Genomic DNA, 18,842 nt, shown 5'->3' with positions numbered 1-18,842 from the left:
CTCCGGGGACGATCGGCCGCCCGAGCCGGGTACCGCCGTGCGGGTCAGTCGGGTGGGTGGCTCGAGTGGTGCGCCGGGCCGGTCTGGCTGACGGTGGATCACGTCGGGGCCGGGTCTCGTCAGCTGACATCACGTCAGCGCCCCAGCCGCGGCGGAAGGATTTCGACCATGCGCTCTGCCCGCCTGCTCCTCGCTACCGCGACGGCCACGGCCGCTCTCGCGATCGCCGCACCCGGCGCCTTCGCCGCCGACGGCGGCGACTGGGACAACGGTGACTCTTCGTACAGCAAGGAGCACGACAAGGACAGCAAGCACGACAAGCCGAGCGGTGGAGTGCACACGGGTGGCGGTGCGCTCACCGCGGTGAACGAGGGCGGCGACTGGAGCAAGGACGACAGCGCGGACGAGAGCAAGAAGGGCGACTGGAGCAAGGACGACAACACCGACGAGGCCAAGAAGGGCGACTGGAGCAAGCACGACAAGCCGAGCGGTGGAGTGCACACGGGTGGCGGTGCGCTCACCGCGGTGAACGAGGGCGGCGACTGGAGCAAGGGCGACAGCGCGGACGAGAGCAAGAAGGGCGACTGGAGCAAGGACGACAGCACCGACGAGAGCAAGAAGGACGACTGGAGCAAGGACGACAGCAGCGACGAGGGCGGCAAGGGCGACTGGGGCTCCAAGCACGAGAAGCCCAGCGGTGGCATGCACACCGGTGGCGGCGCGCTGGCGGCCCCGAGTGTCACGGCCGGCGGGCTGGCGGCCCTGGCGGTCGTCGGCGCCGGTGCGTTCGCGATGCGTCGCAGGAACGCGGCCGACGGCGCGTCCTGACCGATGCCTGACATAGCAGCCGGGGCCGTCGCGTGCGCACATCCGCCTGTGCGCACTGCGGCGGCCCGGCCGGTTCACTCCCTCGGGTCCCTCTCGGTCCCCTACGTGCTGTGCCCGTGTTCCAGTGAGGTGGTTTTCCGATGGCAACCCGGTTGCCTTCCCCTGTTGGGTCCACATCGGTGTCGCCCCGGCGGCGCTTCGTCGTACGTCTGCTCGCGTGGACCGTCGTTCTCCTGATCCCGGCGGTCTTCCTCTTCTCCGGGAACGGCGGGTCGACCGACGACGCCCGCGCGCCGCGCGCCGCCGCGGCCCACGCCCCGTCCTCGTCGGCGGCGCCGAGGTCCTCGGCCGCGCCGCAGCCCGGAAAGCATCTGCCGCGGGCCCGGCCGACGCGCCTGCTCATCCCGGCCATCGGCGTGGACGCCCCCTTCGTCGGCCTCGCCATCGGCGACACCGGCCAGCTCGAACCCCCGCCCGCCGACGACGTGAACATGGTCGGCTGGCAGGAGAACGGCGTGTCCCCGGGCGAGGCGGGTACCGCGATCATCGCCGGGCACGTCGACACGGCGACCGCCCCCGCGGTCTTCGCGGGGCTCAGCGAACTGAAGAAGGGGAACCGCTTCTCCGTCAACCGGTCCGACAGGCGCACGGCCGTCTTCGTGGTCGACAGTGTCGAGACCTTCGCGAAGGACGACTTCCCCGACCAGCGCGTGTACGCCGACACCCCGCAGGCCCAGGTCCGGCTGATCACCTGCGCCGGTGACTACGACCACTCGGCGCGGGACTACACCGACAACCTGGTGGTCTTCGCCCACCTCGTCTGACCCGTCGGCGTCCGGCGGGGGCCCACCTGGGGGATCAGCGGTGGCGAGCCGGAACACCCGCTCCTAGCTTCGGCATATGACCAGACGACAGATCACCCACCTCGTATGCACCGCGGCAGTAGTGGCGTCGGGGCTGGGTGCCGCCGCGCCGGCGGACCACCGCACGGCGCATCAGATGCTCCGAACCCACCGGGTACAGCCCGGCGAATCGATCCAGCAGGCGGTGGACGCCGCCCGGCCGGGGGACACCGTTGTCCTCTCCCCCGGCACCTACCACGAGAGTGTCCGCATCACGGTGTCGGACCTGACGCTGCGGGGTTCCGTCGCCGGACCCGCCGTCATCGTCCCCGGCCCGGCCGCCGCCGACAACACCTGTGCCACCGCGGGCAACGGCATCTGTGTGACCGGCACCAAGAGCCACCCCGTCAAGGACGTCACCCTGCGCTCACTGACACTCCGGGGCTTCGCCAAGAACGGCCTGTGGGCGTCGTGGACCGATCGGCTGAAAGTCAAGTACGTGACCGCCGAGAAGAACGGGCAGTGGGGCATCGCCCAGGAGCGGTCCGTGCGCGGTGTGTTCAGCCACAACACCGCCGAGCGCAACGGTGACGCCGGGCTCTTCGTCGCCAACACCGTCGACCGCGAGGACGGGGCCCAGGACTCCAAGGGCACCGAAATCAATCACAACCGGCTGCTCGGCAACCGCATCGGCGTCACCGTGCGGCGCCTGCGGAACCTGACCGTCGAACACAACGAGGCGACCGGCAACTGCGCCGGGGTGTTCGTCGTCGGCGACGAGGGCAAGCCGCGCGCCGGGGCGATGTCCGTGAGCCGGAACCACATCCACGCCAACAACAAGCTGTGTCCGAAGACCCCCCGGCTGCCCTTCCTGCAGGGCTCGGGCATCGTCCTCACCGGCACCGAGAAGACGCTGGTGACGAAGAACAGGGTCGAGGACAACGTGGGCACCTCCCCGCTGTCGGGCGGCATCGTGCTGTTCAAGAGCTTCGTGGGCGCCCCCAACGAGAGCAACGAGATCCGCGACAACGTGGTGCTTCGCAACAGCACGGCCGATCTCGCCGACCGGGACACCGGCACGAACAACACCTTCCGCGACAACACCTGCGGGGTCTCCGAACCCGCGGGACTGTGCTGACCGACCGACGCCCCACCACTCCCCCCCCGCACGGCACAACCACAGAGGCGAGGATCCACATGACGACCGTTGACCCGGCACCCCCCACTTCCATGGCTCCCCCCGCTCCCCCGGCTCCCATGCGGCTGAGGGAGCTCGTGTTCGGGGCGGCCTGCGCCGCCGCCGTACGCGCCGCCGCCCGGCTGGGCGTCGCGGACGCCCTGGACGCCGACACGCCCACGACCGTGGAGGACCTGGCGGCGGCGGTGAAGACCCAGCCCCACACCCTCAGGCGGCTGCTGCGCGCGCTGTCCTGCCAGGGCGTCTTCGAGGAGCGCCCCGACGGCACCTTCGTCCACACGGAGATGTCCCGGCTGCTGCGCGAGGACGACCCGCACAGCCTGCGGTACATCGCGCTGTGGTGCACCGAGCCGTGGACGTGGAACGTCTGGCCCCAGCTCGACGAGGCGGTGCGCTCCGGGCGCAACGTCTTCGAGGACATGTACGACAGGGAGTTCTTCGCGTACCTCAACGAAGAGGCCCCCGAGTCGGCGTACGTCTTCAACCGGGCCATGACGACGTCCAGCGAGCAGTCCGCGCGGGACGTCGCGAACCTGCTGGACCTGACCGGGGTGTCCTCGGTCGCCGACATCGGCGGCGGACAGGGGCAGGTCGTGGCCAGCCTGCTGGAGAAGCACCCCGGGATGCAGGGCACGCTGCTCGACCTGCCCGGAGTGGTGGAGAACGCCGATCCGCGGCTGCGCGCCGGAGGTTCACTGGCCGCTCGGGTGAGCGTCGTGGCCGGGGACTGCCGGGAGGACATCCCCGTACAGGCGGATGTGTACATCATCAAGAACATCCTGGAGTGGGACGACGAGAGCACCCGCAGGGCGCTGGCGAACGTCCGGAAGGCGGCGCGGCCCGGTGCGCGGGTCGTCGTGATCGAGAACCTCGTGGACGACACACCGTCGATGAAGTTCACGACCGCGATGGACCTGCTGCTGCTCCTGAACGTCGGCGGTGCGAAGCACACCCGGCAGAGCATGGTCGACCGGCTGACGGACGCGGGCCTGGTCATCGGCGAGATCCGCCCGGTCAACGCGTATCTGCACGCCTTCGAGTGCACCGTCCCCAGCTGACCGCACCACAGCCGAAACCCCGAGGCCGGTACCGCGAATCTCGCGGTACCGGCCTCGGGGTTTCGGTGCTCAGGAGCTGCCGGTGCGCTCCCACTGGTAGAAGCAGCGCGCCATGGCGTCCTTGGGGCTGCGCCACGTCAGCGGGTCGTACGCGGAGACGTACGCGGACAGCTTGTCGCTGACGCTCCGGAACTCGGGGTGGCCGGCCACCTTCGCGATGGCGGGCGCCGGGTCCTGGTCGGCCTCGATGAAGTGCAGGTACACGTCGCCGTACTGGAAGAGGCTGCGGCGGGTGACACCGACGAGGTGCGGGAGTTCGCCGCTGTCGGAGGCGGCGAACAGGTCGGCGATCGCCGGCGCCGACTCGGGTGCCATGCGGGCGACGATCAGGGCGTGGTGCATCGGGGGTCCTTTCCGGGCCGGTGGCTCAGCGGGGCAGGGGCGCGTTCTGGCGGTCGCGGGCGACCTGCTCGATCCGGTCCCGGATGAGCGCCATCTGCGTGCGGGAGTTGCGGTTGATGTTGTCCGTCATCCAGTCGTCGTCGACCGGGGCGTCGGGCTTCATCGCGAAGTCCTGCGTCCAGCGCATCTGGGTGCCGCCCGGCAGCTCCGTGTACTCCCACAGGATGTTCATGTGGGCGAAGGGGCCCGTCTCCACCCGGCGGGCGCGGACGGTCCGGTTGGCGCGGTCCACGGTGCGTTCCGAGACCCAGCTCCAGACCTTGCCGTTGTCGTCCGGGTACATGGTCAGACGGAAGGCCGTCGTGTCGCCCTCGCGGGAGAGCACTTCGAGCGACGAGTACTCGGTGAAGAGCCGGGGCCAGTTCTCGATGTCGTTGGTGATGTCCCAGACGAGGTCGAGAGGGGCGTCGACGGTGATGCTGTTCTCGGTGTGTCCGGCCACTTCAGGCTCCAGCCTTGAGGGTGCTGTTGACGAGGTCGAGGAACTCCTGGGGCGTCCTGCAGCGCTCCGAGTCGGGGGGAAGCGAGCGGCCGTACTGGTTCTCCAGCTCGCCGACGATGCCGAGCAGGCCGAGCGAGTCGAGGCCGAGGATCCCGAAGGGGGTGTCCGAGGCGCGCTCCAGCTCGCCGGGGTCGACGGTGACTCCGGCTCCCCTCTTCATCAGGGCGGCCAGCTCGTCGTAGGTCACTTGGGTGGTGAGCATGCGGGTGTCTCCTTCCCGCCCGGTGGTCATCGGGCGGAGTCGTCTCCACGGCGCACTACCAGCGCCGCGTTGGAACCCATCAGTCCCCGGCTGAGGACCAGGGCCGTGCGCGGCTCGGCGGGGCGAGCGCGGGACATCACCAGGTCGAGGTCGTGGCAGATGTCGAACACGTTGGGGGTGGGCGGGATCAGGCGGTGCTCCATGGCGAGCACCGCGGCGGCGATGTCCAGCACGGGCGCCCCGCAGTAGGCGCGCCCGATGCCGGTCTTGGGCGCCGTGACCGGGACCTTGGCACCGTGCGCCCCGAGGGCGTCGGCGATGGCACCGGCCTCGGCGCGGTCCGCCTCCGGGACGCCCAGGGCGTCCGCGAACACGACGTCGATCTCCTCGGGGGCGCACCCGGCCTCGTCGAGTGCGCCCCTGATCGCGTGGGCGAGCCCCTCCCGGGACCGGTCCCAGCGGGAGGCGCCGGTGAAGGTGGCGGCGTGACCGGCCACGGTGGCCCGGACGGCCGCTCCCCGTTCCCGGGCGCGGTTCTCGTCCTCGACGACGAGCATGGCGCCGCCCTCCGCGGGCACGAACCCGCAGGCGCCCTTGGTGAAGGGACGGTAGGCGCGGGCCGGGTCCTCGACGGTGCTGAGTTCGGCGTAGCCGAGCTGGCAGACCATCGAGTAGGGGGCGAGGGGTGCCTCCGCACTGCCGACGACGACCGCGCCGGTGCCGCGCCGTACGGCCCGGGCGGCGTGCGCGACGGCGTCCAGACCGCCGGCCTCGTCGCTCGCGACCACCCCGCACGGTCCCTTGAAGCCGCCGCGGATGGAGATCTGGCCGGTGCTGGCGGCGTAGAACCAGGCGATGGACTGGTACGGGCCGACGTACCGGGATCCCTGGCCCCACAGCTTCTGGAGCTCCCGCTGCCCGAACTCGCCGCCGCCGGACCCGGCCGCGGTGACCACACCGATGTCGAAGGGCTCGGTGGGCTCGCCCCGGCCGATTCCGGCGTCGTCGAGGGCGAGTGCGGCGGCTGCCATGGCGAAGTGACTGAACGGGTCGGTCTGGACGAGGAAACGTTCCTCGATGAGGTCCGCGGCGTCGAAGCCCCGGACCTCCCCGGCCACCCGGAGCGGCAGGTGTCCGCAGCCGTCGCGGGTGATCCCGTCCAGGACGACGAGGCCTTCGCCGACGGCCTTCCAGTACGCGTCGGTCCGCAGGCCGTTGGGCGCGATCACACCGATACCGGTGATGGCCGCGCGCGGGGTGCGCCGAGTCTGCCGTGTGGTCATCGTTTCCTCCCGCCCGGCCCGGTCAGCAGTACGGCCGACTGGAAGCCGCCGAATCCGCTGCCGACGGAGAGCACGTTCCTGAGCCTGCGCTGGCGCGCGGTGCGCGGCACGTAGTCCAGGTCGCACTCGGGGTCGGGTGTCTCGTAGTTCGCCGTCGGCGGTACGACCTGGTGCTTCAGCGCCAGGACGCACGCGACGATCTCGATCGCGCCGATCGCGCCCAGTGAGTGACCCACCATGGATTTGATGGAGCTCATGGGTGTGTCGTAGGCGTGGGCGCCCAGGGACCGTTTCACCGCGGCGGTCTCGTGCCGGTCGTTCTGTTTGGTGCCCGAGCCGTGCGCGTTGACGTAGTCGATCAGCGTGGGATCGAGGCGGGCCTGGTCGAGCGTGGAGTCGATCGCCCGGGCCATCTCCAGTCCCTCGCAGGTCAGACCGGTCATGTGGTACGCGTTGCCGAACGTGGCGTAGCCGCCGACCTCGCAGTAGATGTGCGCGCCGCGGGCCCGGGCGTGCTCGTACTCCTCCAGGACGAGCACCGCCGCGCCCTCGCCCATCACGAACCCGTTGCGGCGGGCGTCGAAGGGCTTGGAGGCGTGTCCGGGGTCGTCGTTGTTGTCCGACGTCGCCTTGATGGCGTCGAAGCAGGCCATGGTGATCGGCGATATCGGCGAGTCCGCCGCCCCGGCGATGCAGATGTCGGCCCGGCCCTCCTCGATGGTGTGGAAGGCGTAGCCGACCGCGTCGATCCCGGAGGTGCAGCCGGTGGAGACGGTCTGCACCGGGCCCTGGGCGCCGAACTGCTCGGCGACGACCGAGGCGAGGGTGCTCGGCGAGAACGCCCGGTGCAGTTCCGGGTCGGCGCCGCGATGGTCCACGTCCCACCGCCGGCCGCCCTCGCTGACCTTGACGTAGTCGTGCTCGAGGCGGGTGGTGCCGCCGACGGCGCTGCCCAGGGAGACCGCGACGCGCCAGGGGTCCTGGGTGCCGGTGTCGAGGCCCGAGTCGCCGACGGCTTCGGCGGCGGCGACCATGGCGAACTGGATGTAGCGGTCCGCGTGCTGGCTCAGTTCCGGGTCCAGGCCGTGCGCGAACGGGTCGAAGTCGCATTCGGCGGCGATGCGCGAACGCAGTCCCACCGGATCGAACAGCGTGATGCCCCTGGTCGCGGTACGGCCGCCGGCGAGGAGGTCCCAGAACGCCGTCGCCCCGGTGCCGCCTGGAGCGACCACACCGATACCGGTGACAGCCACCCGCCGGGTCACCGTATGGCCCCGCTCCGCTCGGACCGCTGTCCGTGGTCCGGAGCGAGCCGGTCCGGCCCGCCGACGGCGAACTCCGTGCCGGGTACGGCGGTTTCGGTCACCTCCGTGTCGACGTGCCCGAGGCTGGGGCGGGGGGCGAGCGGGCCCAGGTGGAAGACCATGCGGGCCTCCACGTCACCGACGTTGCGGAAGCGGTGGCGCACGTCGATCGGGATCAGGAGGCCCTGGTCGGGCCTGAGGGCGTGCGTCTCGCCGTCCAGATCCACTTCGAGGCTGCCTGCGACGACGTACACGAACTCCTCGGAGTACGGGTGGTAGTGCTCCCCGATGCGCTCACCGGGCTGGACGATCGCCAGGCCCATGAAGCCGCTGGTGGAACCCACCGTGGCGGGCGTGAGCATGGCCCGCAGGTCGCCTCCGCGTCTGCGGTTGGGTTCTGTCTCGCTCAGGTCCACGATGCATGGGTGCTGCTTGTTCATGGTTGACACCTCCGGGTGGGGCTGGGAAGTCGTCCGGGCGGCGCGGAGAGCGCCGGGGCGGTCGGTCAGGAACGCGCCGAGCTGCGGTCGGTGACGGGCATCATGTCGGCGTGCGACAGGAGGCGGTTGAGGTTGCGGTCCGTCTCCAGGGAGCCCTCGACACCGATCGCGGAGCCGTCCAGGAGACGCTCCAACTCCGCTGCCTTTCCGGGGCCCTTGAGGCCGAGGGAGGCCATCGGGTCGGCGTCGAGCTCGCAGGTGATGTCGACGAGCCTGACAACGATGTCATCACGCTGGAAGACGGTGCTGCCGTACACCGGGCAGGCCGGGTCGTCCGCCGCGGCCTCGTCCTGGTGGGCGAGCAGCCGGGCCAGGTCCATCCCGCGGCCCTCCTTCGCCGGGTAGTACAGCGCGTGGCGCCGCAGTCCGGCGGGTGCCTCCTCGGCTGAGACCACGTGGTGGACCGCCGGGAGCGCCGCCCGGGTGAAGAACACCCGCGCCGAGTCGGGGTCGCTGAGGTCCCGGTCCTGTTCCAGGTACGGGTTGATGGCCTCCTCGACGGCCCGCACCTCGGGCTGGCGGGCGACGTGGCGCAGGGCGGCGAGGAGGTCGCCCTCGACCTCCACGGCCCGTACGACGCGGTTGCCGTGCATGAAGAGGGAGGTGCGGCGCAGCCGGGTGGTGTCGTCGACCTGGGCCTCGGGCGAGGTGTAGCCGGCCAGGATCTCGGCGACCTTCGACTCGGAGCCGGGCTTGACGGTGAAGGTGAGGGCGTGGCGTGCGACACCGTCGCCCACGCGGGCCGCCACCTGCATGCCGGCTGTCGACTGCTCCGGCGTGAGGGGGGCGTTGGGGGTCGTCTCCCGGACGATGCTGTAGCGCATCGAGCGGGTGTCCCGGACGCAGCTGTGCATCGGCCGGACGGTCTCGACGTGCTCCTCGCTGTTCACCCAGGCGAGGAAGGGCGGGGCGCTCTCCCACTCGCTGGTGATGAGCCACTGCGAGGGGTTCTCGATCGACTGGCAGAGCTGGTCACTGAGGTGACCGGGCACGGACGCGACCTGGTTGCGCATGAGTTCGTACGCGTCCAGGAACTGCTGCTGGGCTCCTTCGTACAGGTCGAGCAGCAGGATCACCCGCAGCCTGGAGCCGTCGAACGCCGACTGCGATATGCGTCCCGAGATGGTCATCCGGCGCACCTCTCCTCTTCGTCGTGGAAGTCCGTCATGGAACTCGTGGTGGATGTTCGCCGTGGAAGGCGGGAGCGGCCGTCGTGTCCGAAATGCCCGGTCCGCCATGAGCCGATCGTTGACGCGAGTGGCGATGTGCGCGACTCCCACGGGGTCGGGCGGGTGAATCGTGCGCCATCCGGGTGCCCCCGGCGGGCGGAACGGTCCCCGGGGAGGCACTGTGCAGGGGCATCCCCTCGCTGACCCGCGTCCGGCCTCGACCGGCAGACACTGGAGGCATTCAATGAACCGCGCGGAAGAGGCCGACGGCACAGGCGGCCACCACACACCCGTTCTGATCGTCGGCGGCTCCCTGGTAGGGCTGTCCACCTCCCTGTTCCTCGGGCGTCTGGGGGTGCCCCACACACTCGTGGAGCGTCACTCGGGCACCTCGATCCATCCACGTGGGCGCGGGAACAACGTGCGCACCATGGAGTTGTTCAGGGTGGCCGGAGTGGAGCGGCGCATCGAGGAGGCGGCGTCGGTCCTGGCGGACAACCACGGCATCCTGCAGACGCCGGGCCTGGTCGGCGACGTGGGCGAGTGGCTGTTCAAGGAGATCGACCCCGGCGGCGGGCTCGCCCGGTTCAGCCCCAGCGGTTGGTGCCTGTGCAGCCAGAACGACCTGGAGCCGGTCCTGCTGGAGAACGCGCGGGCGCTCGGCGGGGATCTGCGGTTCTCGACCGAGCTGATGTCGTTCGAGCAGGACCCCGACGGGGTGACCGCGCGGCTCAAGAGCCGGGAGACCGGTGAGCACACCACCGTCCGGGCGGACTACCTCGTCGCGGCGGACGGTCCGCGCAGCCCCGTCCGCGAGCAGCTCGGCATCGGGCAGAACGGCCCCGGCGACCTGTTCCACAACGTGAGCGTCACCTTCACCTCCCGCGGCCTCGCGGACGTGGTCGGCGACCGGCGCTTCATCGTCTGCTACCTGACCAGCCCGGACGCCGACGGGGCCCTGCTGCCGGTCGACAACCGGGAGCGCTGGGTGTTCCACGCGCCCTGGCACCCCGAACAGGGCGAGACGCTGGAGGAGTTCACCGACGAGCGGTGCCGGGAACACATCCGGCGGGCCGTCGGCGTACCGGACCTGGATGTGGAGATCACCGGCAGGGCCGCCTGGCACGCCGCCGAGCGGGTCGCCGAACGGTACGCGGACCGCCGGGTGTTCCTCGCCGGCGACTCGGCCCACGAGATGTCCCCCACCGGGGCGTTCGGCTCCAACACCGGTATCCAGGACGCCCACAACCTCGCCTGGAAGCTGGCCGCCGTGCTGGGCGGCTGGGCGGGTCCCGGTCTGCTGGGGTCGTACGACATGGAGCGCAGGCCGGTCGCGGAGGCGACGAGCGCCCGTGCCTCCGCGCGGTCGGTCGAGCACAGCCACCCCGGGTACACGCCCGCGCCCGGAGCCGCCGGCCCCGGCGGCAGGAAGGGCGGAATCCTCAACGTGGCCCTCGGTTACCGCTATCCGCGGGGCGCGGTCCTCGGCGCCGATCCGGCGGTGCCGGTCGTGCCCGAGGGCGTACGGCTGACGGGTGAGCCGGGGAGCAGGGCTCCCCACCTGTGGCTGAACCGCGCCGGCACCCGGATCTCCACGCTCGACCTGTACGAGGGTTCGCTGGTGCTCCTCAGCTCGGCGGGCGCGGACGGCGGATGGCACGACGCTGCGACCGAGGTCGCACGGCAGCTGTCGGTGCCGCTCGACGCGTACCGGATCGGCAGCGGGCCGGACGCCGAGCTGTCCCCCGCGAGCGACCTGGAGTGGGCGGAGGCGCACGGCGTCACCCCGGAGGGAGCGGTGCTGGTGCGCCCCGACGGGTTCGTCGCCTGGCGCTCCGAAGGGCCGCAGGCGGACCCGGGGGCGGTGTTGCGGGAAGCTCTGTCGGCGCTGCTTGACCGGGACTGACCACTCGGTACACGTCCGTGCACGGAAACTTCACTTCCGTGCACGGAAACGAGTTGGCCAGATAGGTCGCCGCTCTGCTTGGCTCGGCCCATGAGTGATCTGCGCATCCGCCCCGCCACCCACGCGGACATCGACTCCGTGCTGAGGTTCTGGCGCGAGGCCGCCGAGGGAACCAGCATCAGCGACGACCGCGACGGCGTGGCCCGACTCGTCGACCGGGACCCGGAGGCCCTGCTCCTCGCGGAGCGCGACGGGGTGCTGTCGGGCACCGTGATCGCCGGTTTCGACGGCTGGCGCTGCCATCTCTACCGGCTGGCGGTGCACCCGGAGCGGCGTCGGCAGGGCATCGGTTCGGCGCTGCTGGCCGCCGCTGAGGAACGGTTCGTACGACTGGGCGGGCGGCGCGCGGACGCCATGGTGCTGGAGCGCAACGAGAGCGGGCAGCATGCATGGCGTGCGGCCGGGTACGGGGCCCAGGAGCAGTGGCGGCGCTGGGTGAAACCCCTCACCGACTGAGCCACTTTGCGCATCCTTTACTATTGGTGGACCAGTTGGTTCCCGGTACTTCCCCGGTACCTCCCCGGTACTTCTCCAGGAAAGGTGTGAGCGTCCGCCCATGGGCGAGCCTCCCAGTAGCGACAGCACCACTCGACGTCGAGCGATCCCGCCGGCCCTGCCCGATCATGGGACGGAGGTGACCCGATGACAGAAGTGCTCCTCCTCCTGGTGGCGATCCTGCTCTCCCTGGCGTGCGGTGCCTTCGTCGCGGCGGAGTTCTCCCTGACCACGGTCGAGCGCGGTGAGCTGGAGCGCGCGGTGGAACGCGGTGAGCGGGGTGCCGCCGGCGCCCTGAAGGCCGTGCGGAACCTCACGTTCCAGCTCTCCGGCGCGCAGCTCGGCATCACGGTCACCAATCTCGTGGTCGGTATGCTCTCCGAGCCGTCGATCGCCGCGCTGATCGCGGGCCCGCTCGAGTCGCTCGGCGTCTCGGCCTCCATGTCCTCCACTCTGGCGCTGGTGATCGGGACGGCGCTGTCGACCGTCTTCCTGATGGTCTTCGGCGAACTGGTGCCCAAGAACTGGGCGATCTCCGCACCGCTGGCCGTGGCCAAGCGGGTGGCGACGCCGCAGCGCCTGTTCAGCGCCGCGTTCCGGCCGTTCATCACGCACCTCAACAACACGGCGAACCGCATGGTGCGCCTCTTCGGCATCGAGCCCGCCGAGGAGCTGGCCTCCGCGCGCGGCCCCCAGGAACTGGCCGCGCTGGCCCGGCACTCCGCCAAGGCGGGCGCCCTGGAGCCCGACACCGCGGAACTGTTCGTACGGACCCTGAACCTCGCCGACCTCACCGCGGAGAACGTGATGACACCGCGCGTCCAGGTCGTCGCCCTCGACGCCCAGGCGACCTGCGAGGACGTGGCGAACGCGACGCGCGCGACCGGGCTCTCCCGGTTCCCCGTCTACCGCGGCAACCTCGACTCGGTCGTCGGCGTCGCGCACATCAAGGACTGCCTCGCGGTGCCCGCGGAACGCCGCACCCGGGTGCCCGTCTCCGAACTGATGCGCGAGCCGCTGCTGGTCCCCGAGTCACTGACCGTCGACCGGCTCCTCGACCGGCTCTCCGGCAAGCGCACGATGGCCGTCGTCATCGACGAGTACGGCGGTACGGCGGGCGTGGCCACGCTGGAGGACATCGTCGAGGAGGTCGTCGGCGAGGTACGGGACGAGCACGACCCGCACGAGACGTCCGACCTCGACCCGGCCGGCGTGGACGACGAGGGCCGCACCCTCTACTCCGCGGACGGCGCCGCCCGCACCGACCAGCTCGCCCGCGTCGGCCTCCGGCTGCCCGAAGGGCCGTACGAGACGCTCGCCGGCCTGATCGCGACCGAGCTGGGCCGTATCCCGCAGGCCGGCGACACCGTCGAGATGGCCGACTGGCGCCTGGACGTACTGGACGCCTCGGGCCGCAGGGCCGCCCGCGTCCTGCTGCACGCACCGCGCGCGCACGAGGAGCCCGAGGGACCCGACGCGAGCAGGGCAGACAGGGCAGACAAGCCGGAGAAGACAGACGCGAAGGAAGGGGAGGCGAAGTGACCACCGTCCAACTGCTGATCGGTCTGGCGACGCTGGTCGTCAACGCCTTCTTCGTGGGGGCCGAGTTCGCGCTGATCTCCGTACGCCGCAGCCAGATCGAGCAGTACGTCGAGGAAGGCGCCGACGGGGACCGTGCGGACGGCGACCGGCGGGCGAAGAGCGTGCTGTGGGGCCTGGAGCACGTGTCCGCGCTGCTGGCCGCGGCCCAGCTGGGCATCACGCTGTGCACGCTGATCCTCGGTGTGGTCGCGGAACCGGCGATCGCGCATCTGCTGGAGCCGGTGTTCCACGCGGTGGGCGTCCCCGAGAGCGCGGGCCACGCGGTGTCCTTCGTGATCGCCCTCGCCCTGGCGACGTATCTGCACATGCTGCTCGGCGAGATGGTGCCGAAGAACATCGCGCTCGCCGAGCCGGTGCGCAGCGCGCTGCTGCTCGGTCCGCCCCTGGTGGCCGTGGCGCGGGCACTGAAACCGGTGATCTTCACGATCAACGCCTTCGCGAACATGCTCCTGAAGCTGCTGCGCGTCGAGGTCAAGGACGAGGTCACGGCGACCTTCTCGGACGCCGAACTGGCCCGTCTGGTCCGGGACTCCGGCGAGGCGGGGCTCATCGACGACCGCGCGCGGGAACGCCTTCACGACGCCCTGGAACTGGGCCGGCGCCCGGTGCGTGACGTCGTGCTCCATCTGGAGAGCGTCGTCTACGCGCGCGTGGGCGTCACTCCGGAGGAGTTGGAACGGCTGTCGGCCGAGTCGGGCTTCTCCCGCTTCCCGGTGGTGGACGACGAACGCCGGATCGCCGGGTACCTGCACGTCAAGGACGCGCTGGACGCCGCGCCCCGGGACCTCGCCTTCCAGGTCCGGGACATGCGGCCCATCGCGAGCGTACAGGCGGACACCCCCCTGGACGACGTCCTCACGGCGATGCGGCGCAGCCGTACGCACCTGGCGGCGGTACAGGGCGAGGACGGGCTGCTGGCGGGCATGGTGACGATGGAGGACGTGTTGCGCGAGCTGTTCGGACAGCCGGCGTAGACCGCTGCGGGACGCCTCCCACAGGTCGACCGACCGCCGGGTATGTGTACGGGTTATCATCTCTGTCGCCATGCAGACGAATGCCTCTTACACCAGCCTTGTCGCGGTCGGCGACTCCTTCACCGAGGGCATGTCGGACCGGCTGCCGGACGGTACGTACCGCGGCTGGGCCGACCTCCTCGCGGCCCGGATGGCCGCCCGCACGCCCGGCTTCCGGTACGCGAACCTCGCCGTGCGCGGCAAGCTCATCGGGCAGATCACCGCCGAGCAGGTGCCCGTGGCCGTGGCCATGGAGCCCGATGTGATCACGCTCGTGGGCGGGCTCAACGACACGCTGCGCCCCACGTGCGACATGGGGCGGGTCCGCGGGCTCCTGGAGGAGGCCGTGGAGCAACTGGCACCCGCGTGCAAGCAGCTGGTGCTGATGCACAGCCCCGGCCGCCAGGGCCCGGTCATGGAGCGCTTCCGGCCGCGCATGGAGGAGCTGTTCACCTGTATCGACGACCTCGCGTCCCGGCACGGCGCGCTCGTGGTCGACCTGTACGGGGCCGCCTCGCTCGGTGACCCCCGCCTGTGGGACGTCGACCGGCTGCACCTGACGGGCGAGGGCCACCGGAGGGTCGCCGAGGCGGTCTGGCAGACCCTCGGCTACGAGGCCGAGGACCCGGAGTGGCATACGCCGGTGCCGGCCACGTTGCCTCCCGGCTGGGCCGCCCGCCGGGTCGCGGACGCCCGCTTCACCCGGCAGTACCTACTGCCGTGGATAGGCCGCCGGCTGACGGGGCGCTCGTCGGGGGACGGCCGGACAGGCGCCCAGTTCAGCACCGAGCTGGGCAAGGCCTTCTGGATCACCCCTGCGGACCACACGGACCCCGGCCCTGTGACGGACTGGCGCCGGGTAGGACCCTGACCGGAACCCCGCCCTCGGAACGCGAGCTTGGCCTGCGCCCTCTTCATGTGCGACCACATACCTTCGACCGGTTGAACCCTCAACGGAAGGTTCTTTGATGGACAGTCACATCGTGCAGGTGAAGATCCACCCCGCCATCGGTGTCGCCCGGGTCGGCAACAGCGCGGAAGCACCCTTCATCGGCCCGGAATCACCGGACCAGAAACCAGCGGACGCCGGCTCCTACAAGGACGCTTCCGGGGCGCTCCGGAGGCAGGCCGCACGATTCCGCGTGTACGGCTACAACGCCGCGGGGGAGGTCGTACGGGAGCTGAAGCCGGGTACCGAGGGGGTCACCGAGATCCAGTGGACGGTGCATCTGGCCAACAAGAAGGCCGCCTGGTACCAGTTCCATCTGGCGCTGGACATCCCCGAGGGCAAGACGCTCACGGCAGAGCAGTACGGCCGACGCAACGCCGCCGTCGTGGTCGCCGACAGGAAGAAGCTGGTCAACGATCCCGGCACCCGCACCGTTCGCGGCTCGAAGACCGAGACGCAGAAGTTCGACACCGGCAAGGTCATGGACAAGGCGGTGTACCTCGGTGAGATCTCCACCCGTTCCGACGGCCGCCTGGTGGTGCTCGGCGGCCGGGGAAACTCCGCCTCCTACAAGAACCAGCCGATCACCGGGGTCACCAACAACGACACCTGGTACGACGACGTGTCCGACGGCCCGGTGACAGCGAAGGTCACAATCGACGGCCACAATCTAACCGCCGTGCCGGCCTGGGTCGTGGTGGGACCTCCGCACTACGCCCCCGGCGTGAAGTCCGTCCGTACCCTCTACGACCTGCTCTTCGACGTCTTCGTCCAGGCCGGTTCGCTGACCCGCCCGCAGCAGATCTCGTACACCGATCACATCGAGCCGATATTCCGCAGGTTCTGCGATCTGCAGTGGGTCAACCACGGTTTCGCGACCCAGTTCGGCTGGAACGGCCCCAACTTCTTCCTCTCCCCGGCGATGCGCAAGAGGCTCGCCGATCCGTCCAACCGAACCCGGGAACTGCGCCGCCAGGTGTACGCCTCCTTGCGCGACTACGACCGCGACGGAAAGTCCCCGCTGCCGTGGCCTTGGCTGTACGGCGACGCCATGGCCAGCAAGCCGAAGTCCGTGCTTCAGCACCTGACGCTGTCGCCCACCCAGGACTGGATGCTGCAGCGTTGGGCGGACGGGGCGTTCGTGGCCGGACCCCTGCGGCAGCCGCGCCCCACGGTCGACGAGGCCCCTGCCGCCGAGCAGCCGGGGCTGCTGGACCGGGCGGCCCTGGAGGGCTGCGCCGCCGACGCGTTCCACCCGGGGATCGAGGTCACCTGGCCGATCAGGCACGCGAGCATGTTCAGCGCACCCTTCCGCATCCGGCACCGCGCCCCCGCCACCGCGGAACCCGACTACGGGCCCACCCTCACTCCGGAGGAGGCGGTCTCCGCCACCGGCCCCCTGCAGGCGCAGGGCCCCGGGGACCTCACCCGCTGGATGGCCGCCCCCTGGCAGGCGGACACCGCGAGCTGCCGCTCGGGCTACGAGGTGCTGGCCAACCTGGGGCCCCGGTACAGCCCGTACCTGCCGACCTTCTGGCCTGCGCAGGTGCCCAACCATGTGCTCAAGCTGGAGGACTTCGAGAAGGTCAACACGCCGTCGGCCGGGAGCGACGACAGCGCCCGGGAGGAGGCGTTCGAGCGGCGGGCGACCTGGCTGCGCGGACTCACCGGCACCATGAACGAGCAGCGCACCCAGATGATCAAGGACTGGGCCAAACTCGGCGTCGTCGAGGTGCGCGACTACACCGTGGGCGACGGGAAGTTCCCCGCACGGATCCTGGTGGAGTCGCGCCCGGGACAACCGCTCGATCAGGCACCGGCCACGGCGAACCTCGTCAACGTGCAGGTGCCCGAGGTGGGGCCGCACGTGTTGGCCGCGGCGGCGGGCCGCTCGCCCGAGGGAATGCTCGCCCCCGAAACCGTCGAGGCCGAGTCCGCGGCACGGGCGGTCGGCGAAGCGGCCAGGGCGACCGGCTACCGCGAGGAGGAGATCACCGCCGGGTACCTCGAGAAACTCGACCCGTTCCGCGACGCGCGGTGAGCGCCGCACTCCCTCCCGGCGCGGACACCTACGACGTCGTGGTGGCGGGCGGCGGCCCGGCCGGCTGCGCCGCCGCGCTCATGCTCGCCCGGGCCGGCCGTACGGTTCTGCTGGCGGACGCCGGCACCGGGCCGCCCAAGGTCGGCGAGACGCTCGTGCCCGCCGGGCGGGTCCTGCTCGGCGACCTCGGCGTCGCCGACCGCGTTCTCGACTCCGGCCATCTGCCCTGCTACGGCAGTCTTTCGGCGTGGGGCTCGGCCGACCTGCACGCCGTCGACTTCATCAACGACCCGCACGGCCATGGCTGGCACCTCGACCGGCGGTTGTTCGACCGGCGACTGCGCGACGCCTCCCGCGCGGCGGGGGCCGAGGTCGCCGAGGGCACGACCGTACGCGAGACGACGCGGACGCCGGACGGCGGCTGGACTCTGGTCCTGCGCGGAGGCACGGGCCCTGCCGGCACCGGGTCGGGGTGCGGGTCCGGGTCCGGCGGCGAGTCCGGCGGCGGGAGCGGGTCCGCAGGCGGAGGTGGGTCCGGGGGCGGGTCCGGGTCCGCGTCCGGTGGCGAGCGTACGGTGCGCTGCCGCTGGGTGATCGACGCCACCGGCCGCGCCGCCGCGATCGCGGTCCGGTACGGGGCCCGGCGGCGGGTCCGGGACCGGCTCACAGCCCTGTACGTGCCCCTGGAGGCGGACCCGCTGGACACCGACCGCCGCGCCCTCGTCGAGTCCGACGAGGACGGCTGGTGGTACACCGCCCCGCAGCCCTCCGGCGGGCGCCTGGTCGCCTACTTCACCGACACCGACCTGCCCGCCGCCACCCACACCGCACGCCACTTCCACCGACGGATGTCGGCCACCCGCCACGTGTCCCGATGGGTCCACCGGGACGGGCCCCCGACCACGTCACCCACCGCACCCCGCCGGGCCGCCGCGCACACAGCGCACCTGGACCGGGTGTACGGAGAGGGCTGGACCGCCGCCGGGGACGCGGCCGTCGCCTTCGACCCGCTCTCCTCCCAGGGTGTGCTGACCGCCCTCTACACCGGGCTGAGCACGGGCCTGGCCGTCGATGACCATCTGAGCCGCGTTGCTGACGGCGCGGACTCGGCCCTCGCCGCGTACGCGGAGCAGGTCGTGGCCGCACAGCGCGCGTATCTGCGCGGCCACCGTGTCATCCACGCCCAGGAGGCCCGCTGGACCGACCGCTCCTTCTGGGCGCGGCGCGTGGCCGACATGCCCTGACAGCCTCGGCCGGTGCGACCTGAACTGCTCAAGCCGCATCGGCCTGAGCAGTTCAGGGGCAGACTTCCGGTGATCCGCCGCGCTGCCGAGAGTTGCGCACCTTCCGGCGCGGAGATCACGTCGTACAGCGGCGGCCTCTCGTAGCTTCCTCCGAACAGGACCGTGGCGCCGGCCTGCACGAAGC

Annotated in this window: 18 protein-coding genes; 11 read left to right on the top strand and 7 right to left on the bottom strand. The window is 71.2% G+C overall.

All coding sequences use genetic code 11. From position 1 onward, the window contains the following. Positions 1-168: 168 nt before the first annotated feature. The 4 genes from ACW4TU_RS39075 (at position 169) to ACW4TU_RS39060 (ending at position 3,926) form a co-directional block, all read left to right on the top strand. Complete coding sequence (locus ACW4TU_RS39075; RefSeq protein ID WP_457421263.1) at positions 169-828, top strand: hypothetical protein; 660 nt, start codon at positions 169-171, stop codon at positions 826-828. A 140-nt stretch (positions 829-968) separates the two neighbouring features. Further along, positions 969-1,652 (top strand): class F sortase, encoded by a 684-nt coding sequence (locus ACW4TU_RS39070; protein ID WP_457421261.1) that lies wholly within the window; start codon positions 969-971, stop codon positions 1,650-1,652. Positions 1,653-1,728: 76 nt separating this feature from the next. Further along, positions 1,729-2,808, top strand: a complete 1,080-nt coding sequence (locus ACW4TU_RS39065; RefSeq protein WP_457421259.1) for a right-handed parallel beta-helix repeat-containing protein — start codon at positions 1,729-1,731, stop codon at positions 2,806-2,808. 59 nt (positions 2,809-2,867) lie between these two features. Beyond that, complete coding sequence (locus ACW4TU_RS39060) at positions 2,868-3,926, top strand: methyltransferase (protein WP_457421257.1); 1,059 nt, start codon at positions 2,868-2,870, stop codon at positions 3,924-3,926. Between the two features lie 69 nt (positions 3,927-3,995). Here the strand turns inward: ACW4TU_RS39060 and ACW4TU_RS39055 are convergent, their stop codons facing one another. The 7 genes from ACW4TU_RS39055 to ACW4TU_RS39025 all read right to left on the bottom strand — a co-directional run bounded on the left by ACW4TU_RS39055 (position 3,996) and on the right by ACW4TU_RS39025 (position 9,309). Continuing rightward, the gene (locus ACW4TU_RS39055) at positions 3,996-4,328 is read right to left on the bottom strand and encodes a TcmI family type II polyketide cyclase (RefSeq protein WP_457421255.1); all 333 of its coding nucleotides are present in this window, start codon (positions 4,326-4,328) and stop codon (positions 3,996-3,998) included. A 25-nt stretch (positions 4,329-4,353) separates the two neighbouring features. Next, positions 4,354-4,830: an SRPBCC family protein gene (locus ACW4TU_RS39050; protein WP_006380470.1), complete on the bottom strand. Its 477-nt coding sequence runs from the start codon at positions 4,828-4,830 to the stop codon at positions 4,354-4,356. A gap of 1 nt (position 4,831) precedes the next feature. Continuing rightward, positions 4,832-5,092: a phosphopantetheine-binding protein gene (locus ACW4TU_RS39045; protein WP_164323487.1), complete on the bottom strand. Its 261-nt coding sequence runs from the start codon at positions 5,090-5,092 to the stop codon at positions 4,832-4,834. A gap of 26 nt (positions 5,093-5,118) precedes the next feature. Next, complete coding sequence (locus tag ACW4TU_RS39040; protein ID WP_457421252.1) at positions 5,119-6,375, bottom strand: beta-ketoacyl synthase N-terminal-like domain-containing protein; 1,257 nt, start codon at positions 6,373-6,375, stop codon at positions 5,119-5,121. Then, entirely contained in the window at positions 6,372-7,640 is a 1,269-nt protein-coding gene (locus ACW4TU_RS39035; RefSeq protein WP_457421250.1) for a beta-ketoacyl-[acyl-carrier-protein] synthase family protein, read from the bottom strand. The genes ACW4TU_RS39040 and ACW4TU_RS39035 overlap by 4 nt, the downstream gene beginning before the upstream one ends. Then, positions 7,637-8,119: a cupin domain-containing protein gene (locus tag ACW4TU_RS39030; protein WP_164323492.1), complete on the bottom strand. Its 483-nt coding sequence runs from the start codon at positions 8,117-8,119 to the stop codon at positions 7,637-7,639. Before ACW4TU_RS39030 ends, ACW4TU_RS39035 begins: the two co-directional genes overlap by 4 nt. A 65-nt stretch (positions 8,120-8,184) precedes the next feature. Next, positions 8,185-9,309, bottom strand: coding sequence for a SchA/CurD-like domain-containing protein (locus ACW4TU_RS39025; RefSeq protein ID WP_457421248.1), 1,125 nt, complete (start codon positions 9,307-9,309; stop codon positions 8,185-8,187). Positions 9,310-9,592: 283 nt separating this feature from the next. Between ACW4TU_RS39025 and ACW4TU_RS39020 the strand changes: the two genes are divergently transcribed. From ACW4TU_RS39020 to ACW4TU_RS38990, 7 genes are all read left to right on the top strand, one after another. Next, positions 9,593-11,254 carry an FAD-dependent oxidoreductase gene (locus ACW4TU_RS39020; RefSeq protein ID WP_457421246.1) on the top strand — a complete coding sequence of 554 codons (1,662 nt, stop codon included), beginning with the start codon at positions 9,593-9,595 and terminating at the stop codon, positions 11,252-11,254. A 90-nt stretch (positions 11,255-11,344) separates the two neighbouring features. Next, positions 11,345-11,770 carry a GNAT family N-acetyltransferase gene (locus tag ACW4TU_RS39015; RefSeq protein WP_457421244.1) on the top strand — a complete coding sequence of 142 codons (426 nt, stop codon included), beginning with the start codon at positions 11,345-11,347 and terminating at the stop codon, positions 11,768-11,770. Positions 11,771-11,956: 186 nt separating this feature from the next. Further along, entirely contained in the window at positions 11,957-13,351 is a 1,395-nt protein-coding gene (locus ACW4TU_RS39010; RefSeq protein ID WP_457421242.1) for a hemolysin family protein, read from the top strand. After that, complete coding sequence (locus tag ACW4TU_RS39005; protein ID WP_457421240.1) at positions 13,348-14,385, top strand: hemolysin family protein; 1,038 nt, start codon at positions 13,348-13,350, stop codon at positions 14,383-14,385. The genes ACW4TU_RS39010 and ACW4TU_RS39005 overlap by 4 nt, the downstream gene beginning before the upstream one ends. Before the next feature lie 70 nt (positions 14,386-14,455). After that, a complete protein-coding gene (locus ACW4TU_RS39000; protein WP_457421238.1) occupies positions 14,456-15,295 on the top strand; it encodes an SGNH/GDSL hydrolase family protein in 840 nt (279 codons plus the stop codon). A gap of 97 nt (positions 15,296-15,392) precedes the next feature. Beyond that, the gene (locus ACW4TU_RS38995; protein ID WP_457421236.1) at positions 15,393-17,414 is read left to right on the top strand and encodes a LodA/GoxA family CTQ-dependent oxidase; all 2,022 of its coding nucleotides are present in this window, start codon (positions 15,393-15,395) and stop codon (positions 17,412-17,414) included. Then, positions 17,411-18,658: an NAD(P)/FAD-dependent oxidoreductase gene (locus ACW4TU_RS38990; protein ID WP_457421234.1), complete on the top strand. Its 1,248-nt coding sequence runs from the start codon at positions 17,411-17,413 to the stop codon at positions 18,656-18,658. The genes ACW4TU_RS38995 and ACW4TU_RS38990 overlap by 4 nt, the downstream gene beginning before the upstream one ends. The last annotated feature ends 184 nt before the right edge of the window (positions 18,659-18,842 follow it).

The organism is Streptomyces kryoterrae (assembly GCF_054072135.1).
This window is presented reverse-complemented; position numbering and strand designations above follow the sequence as displayed.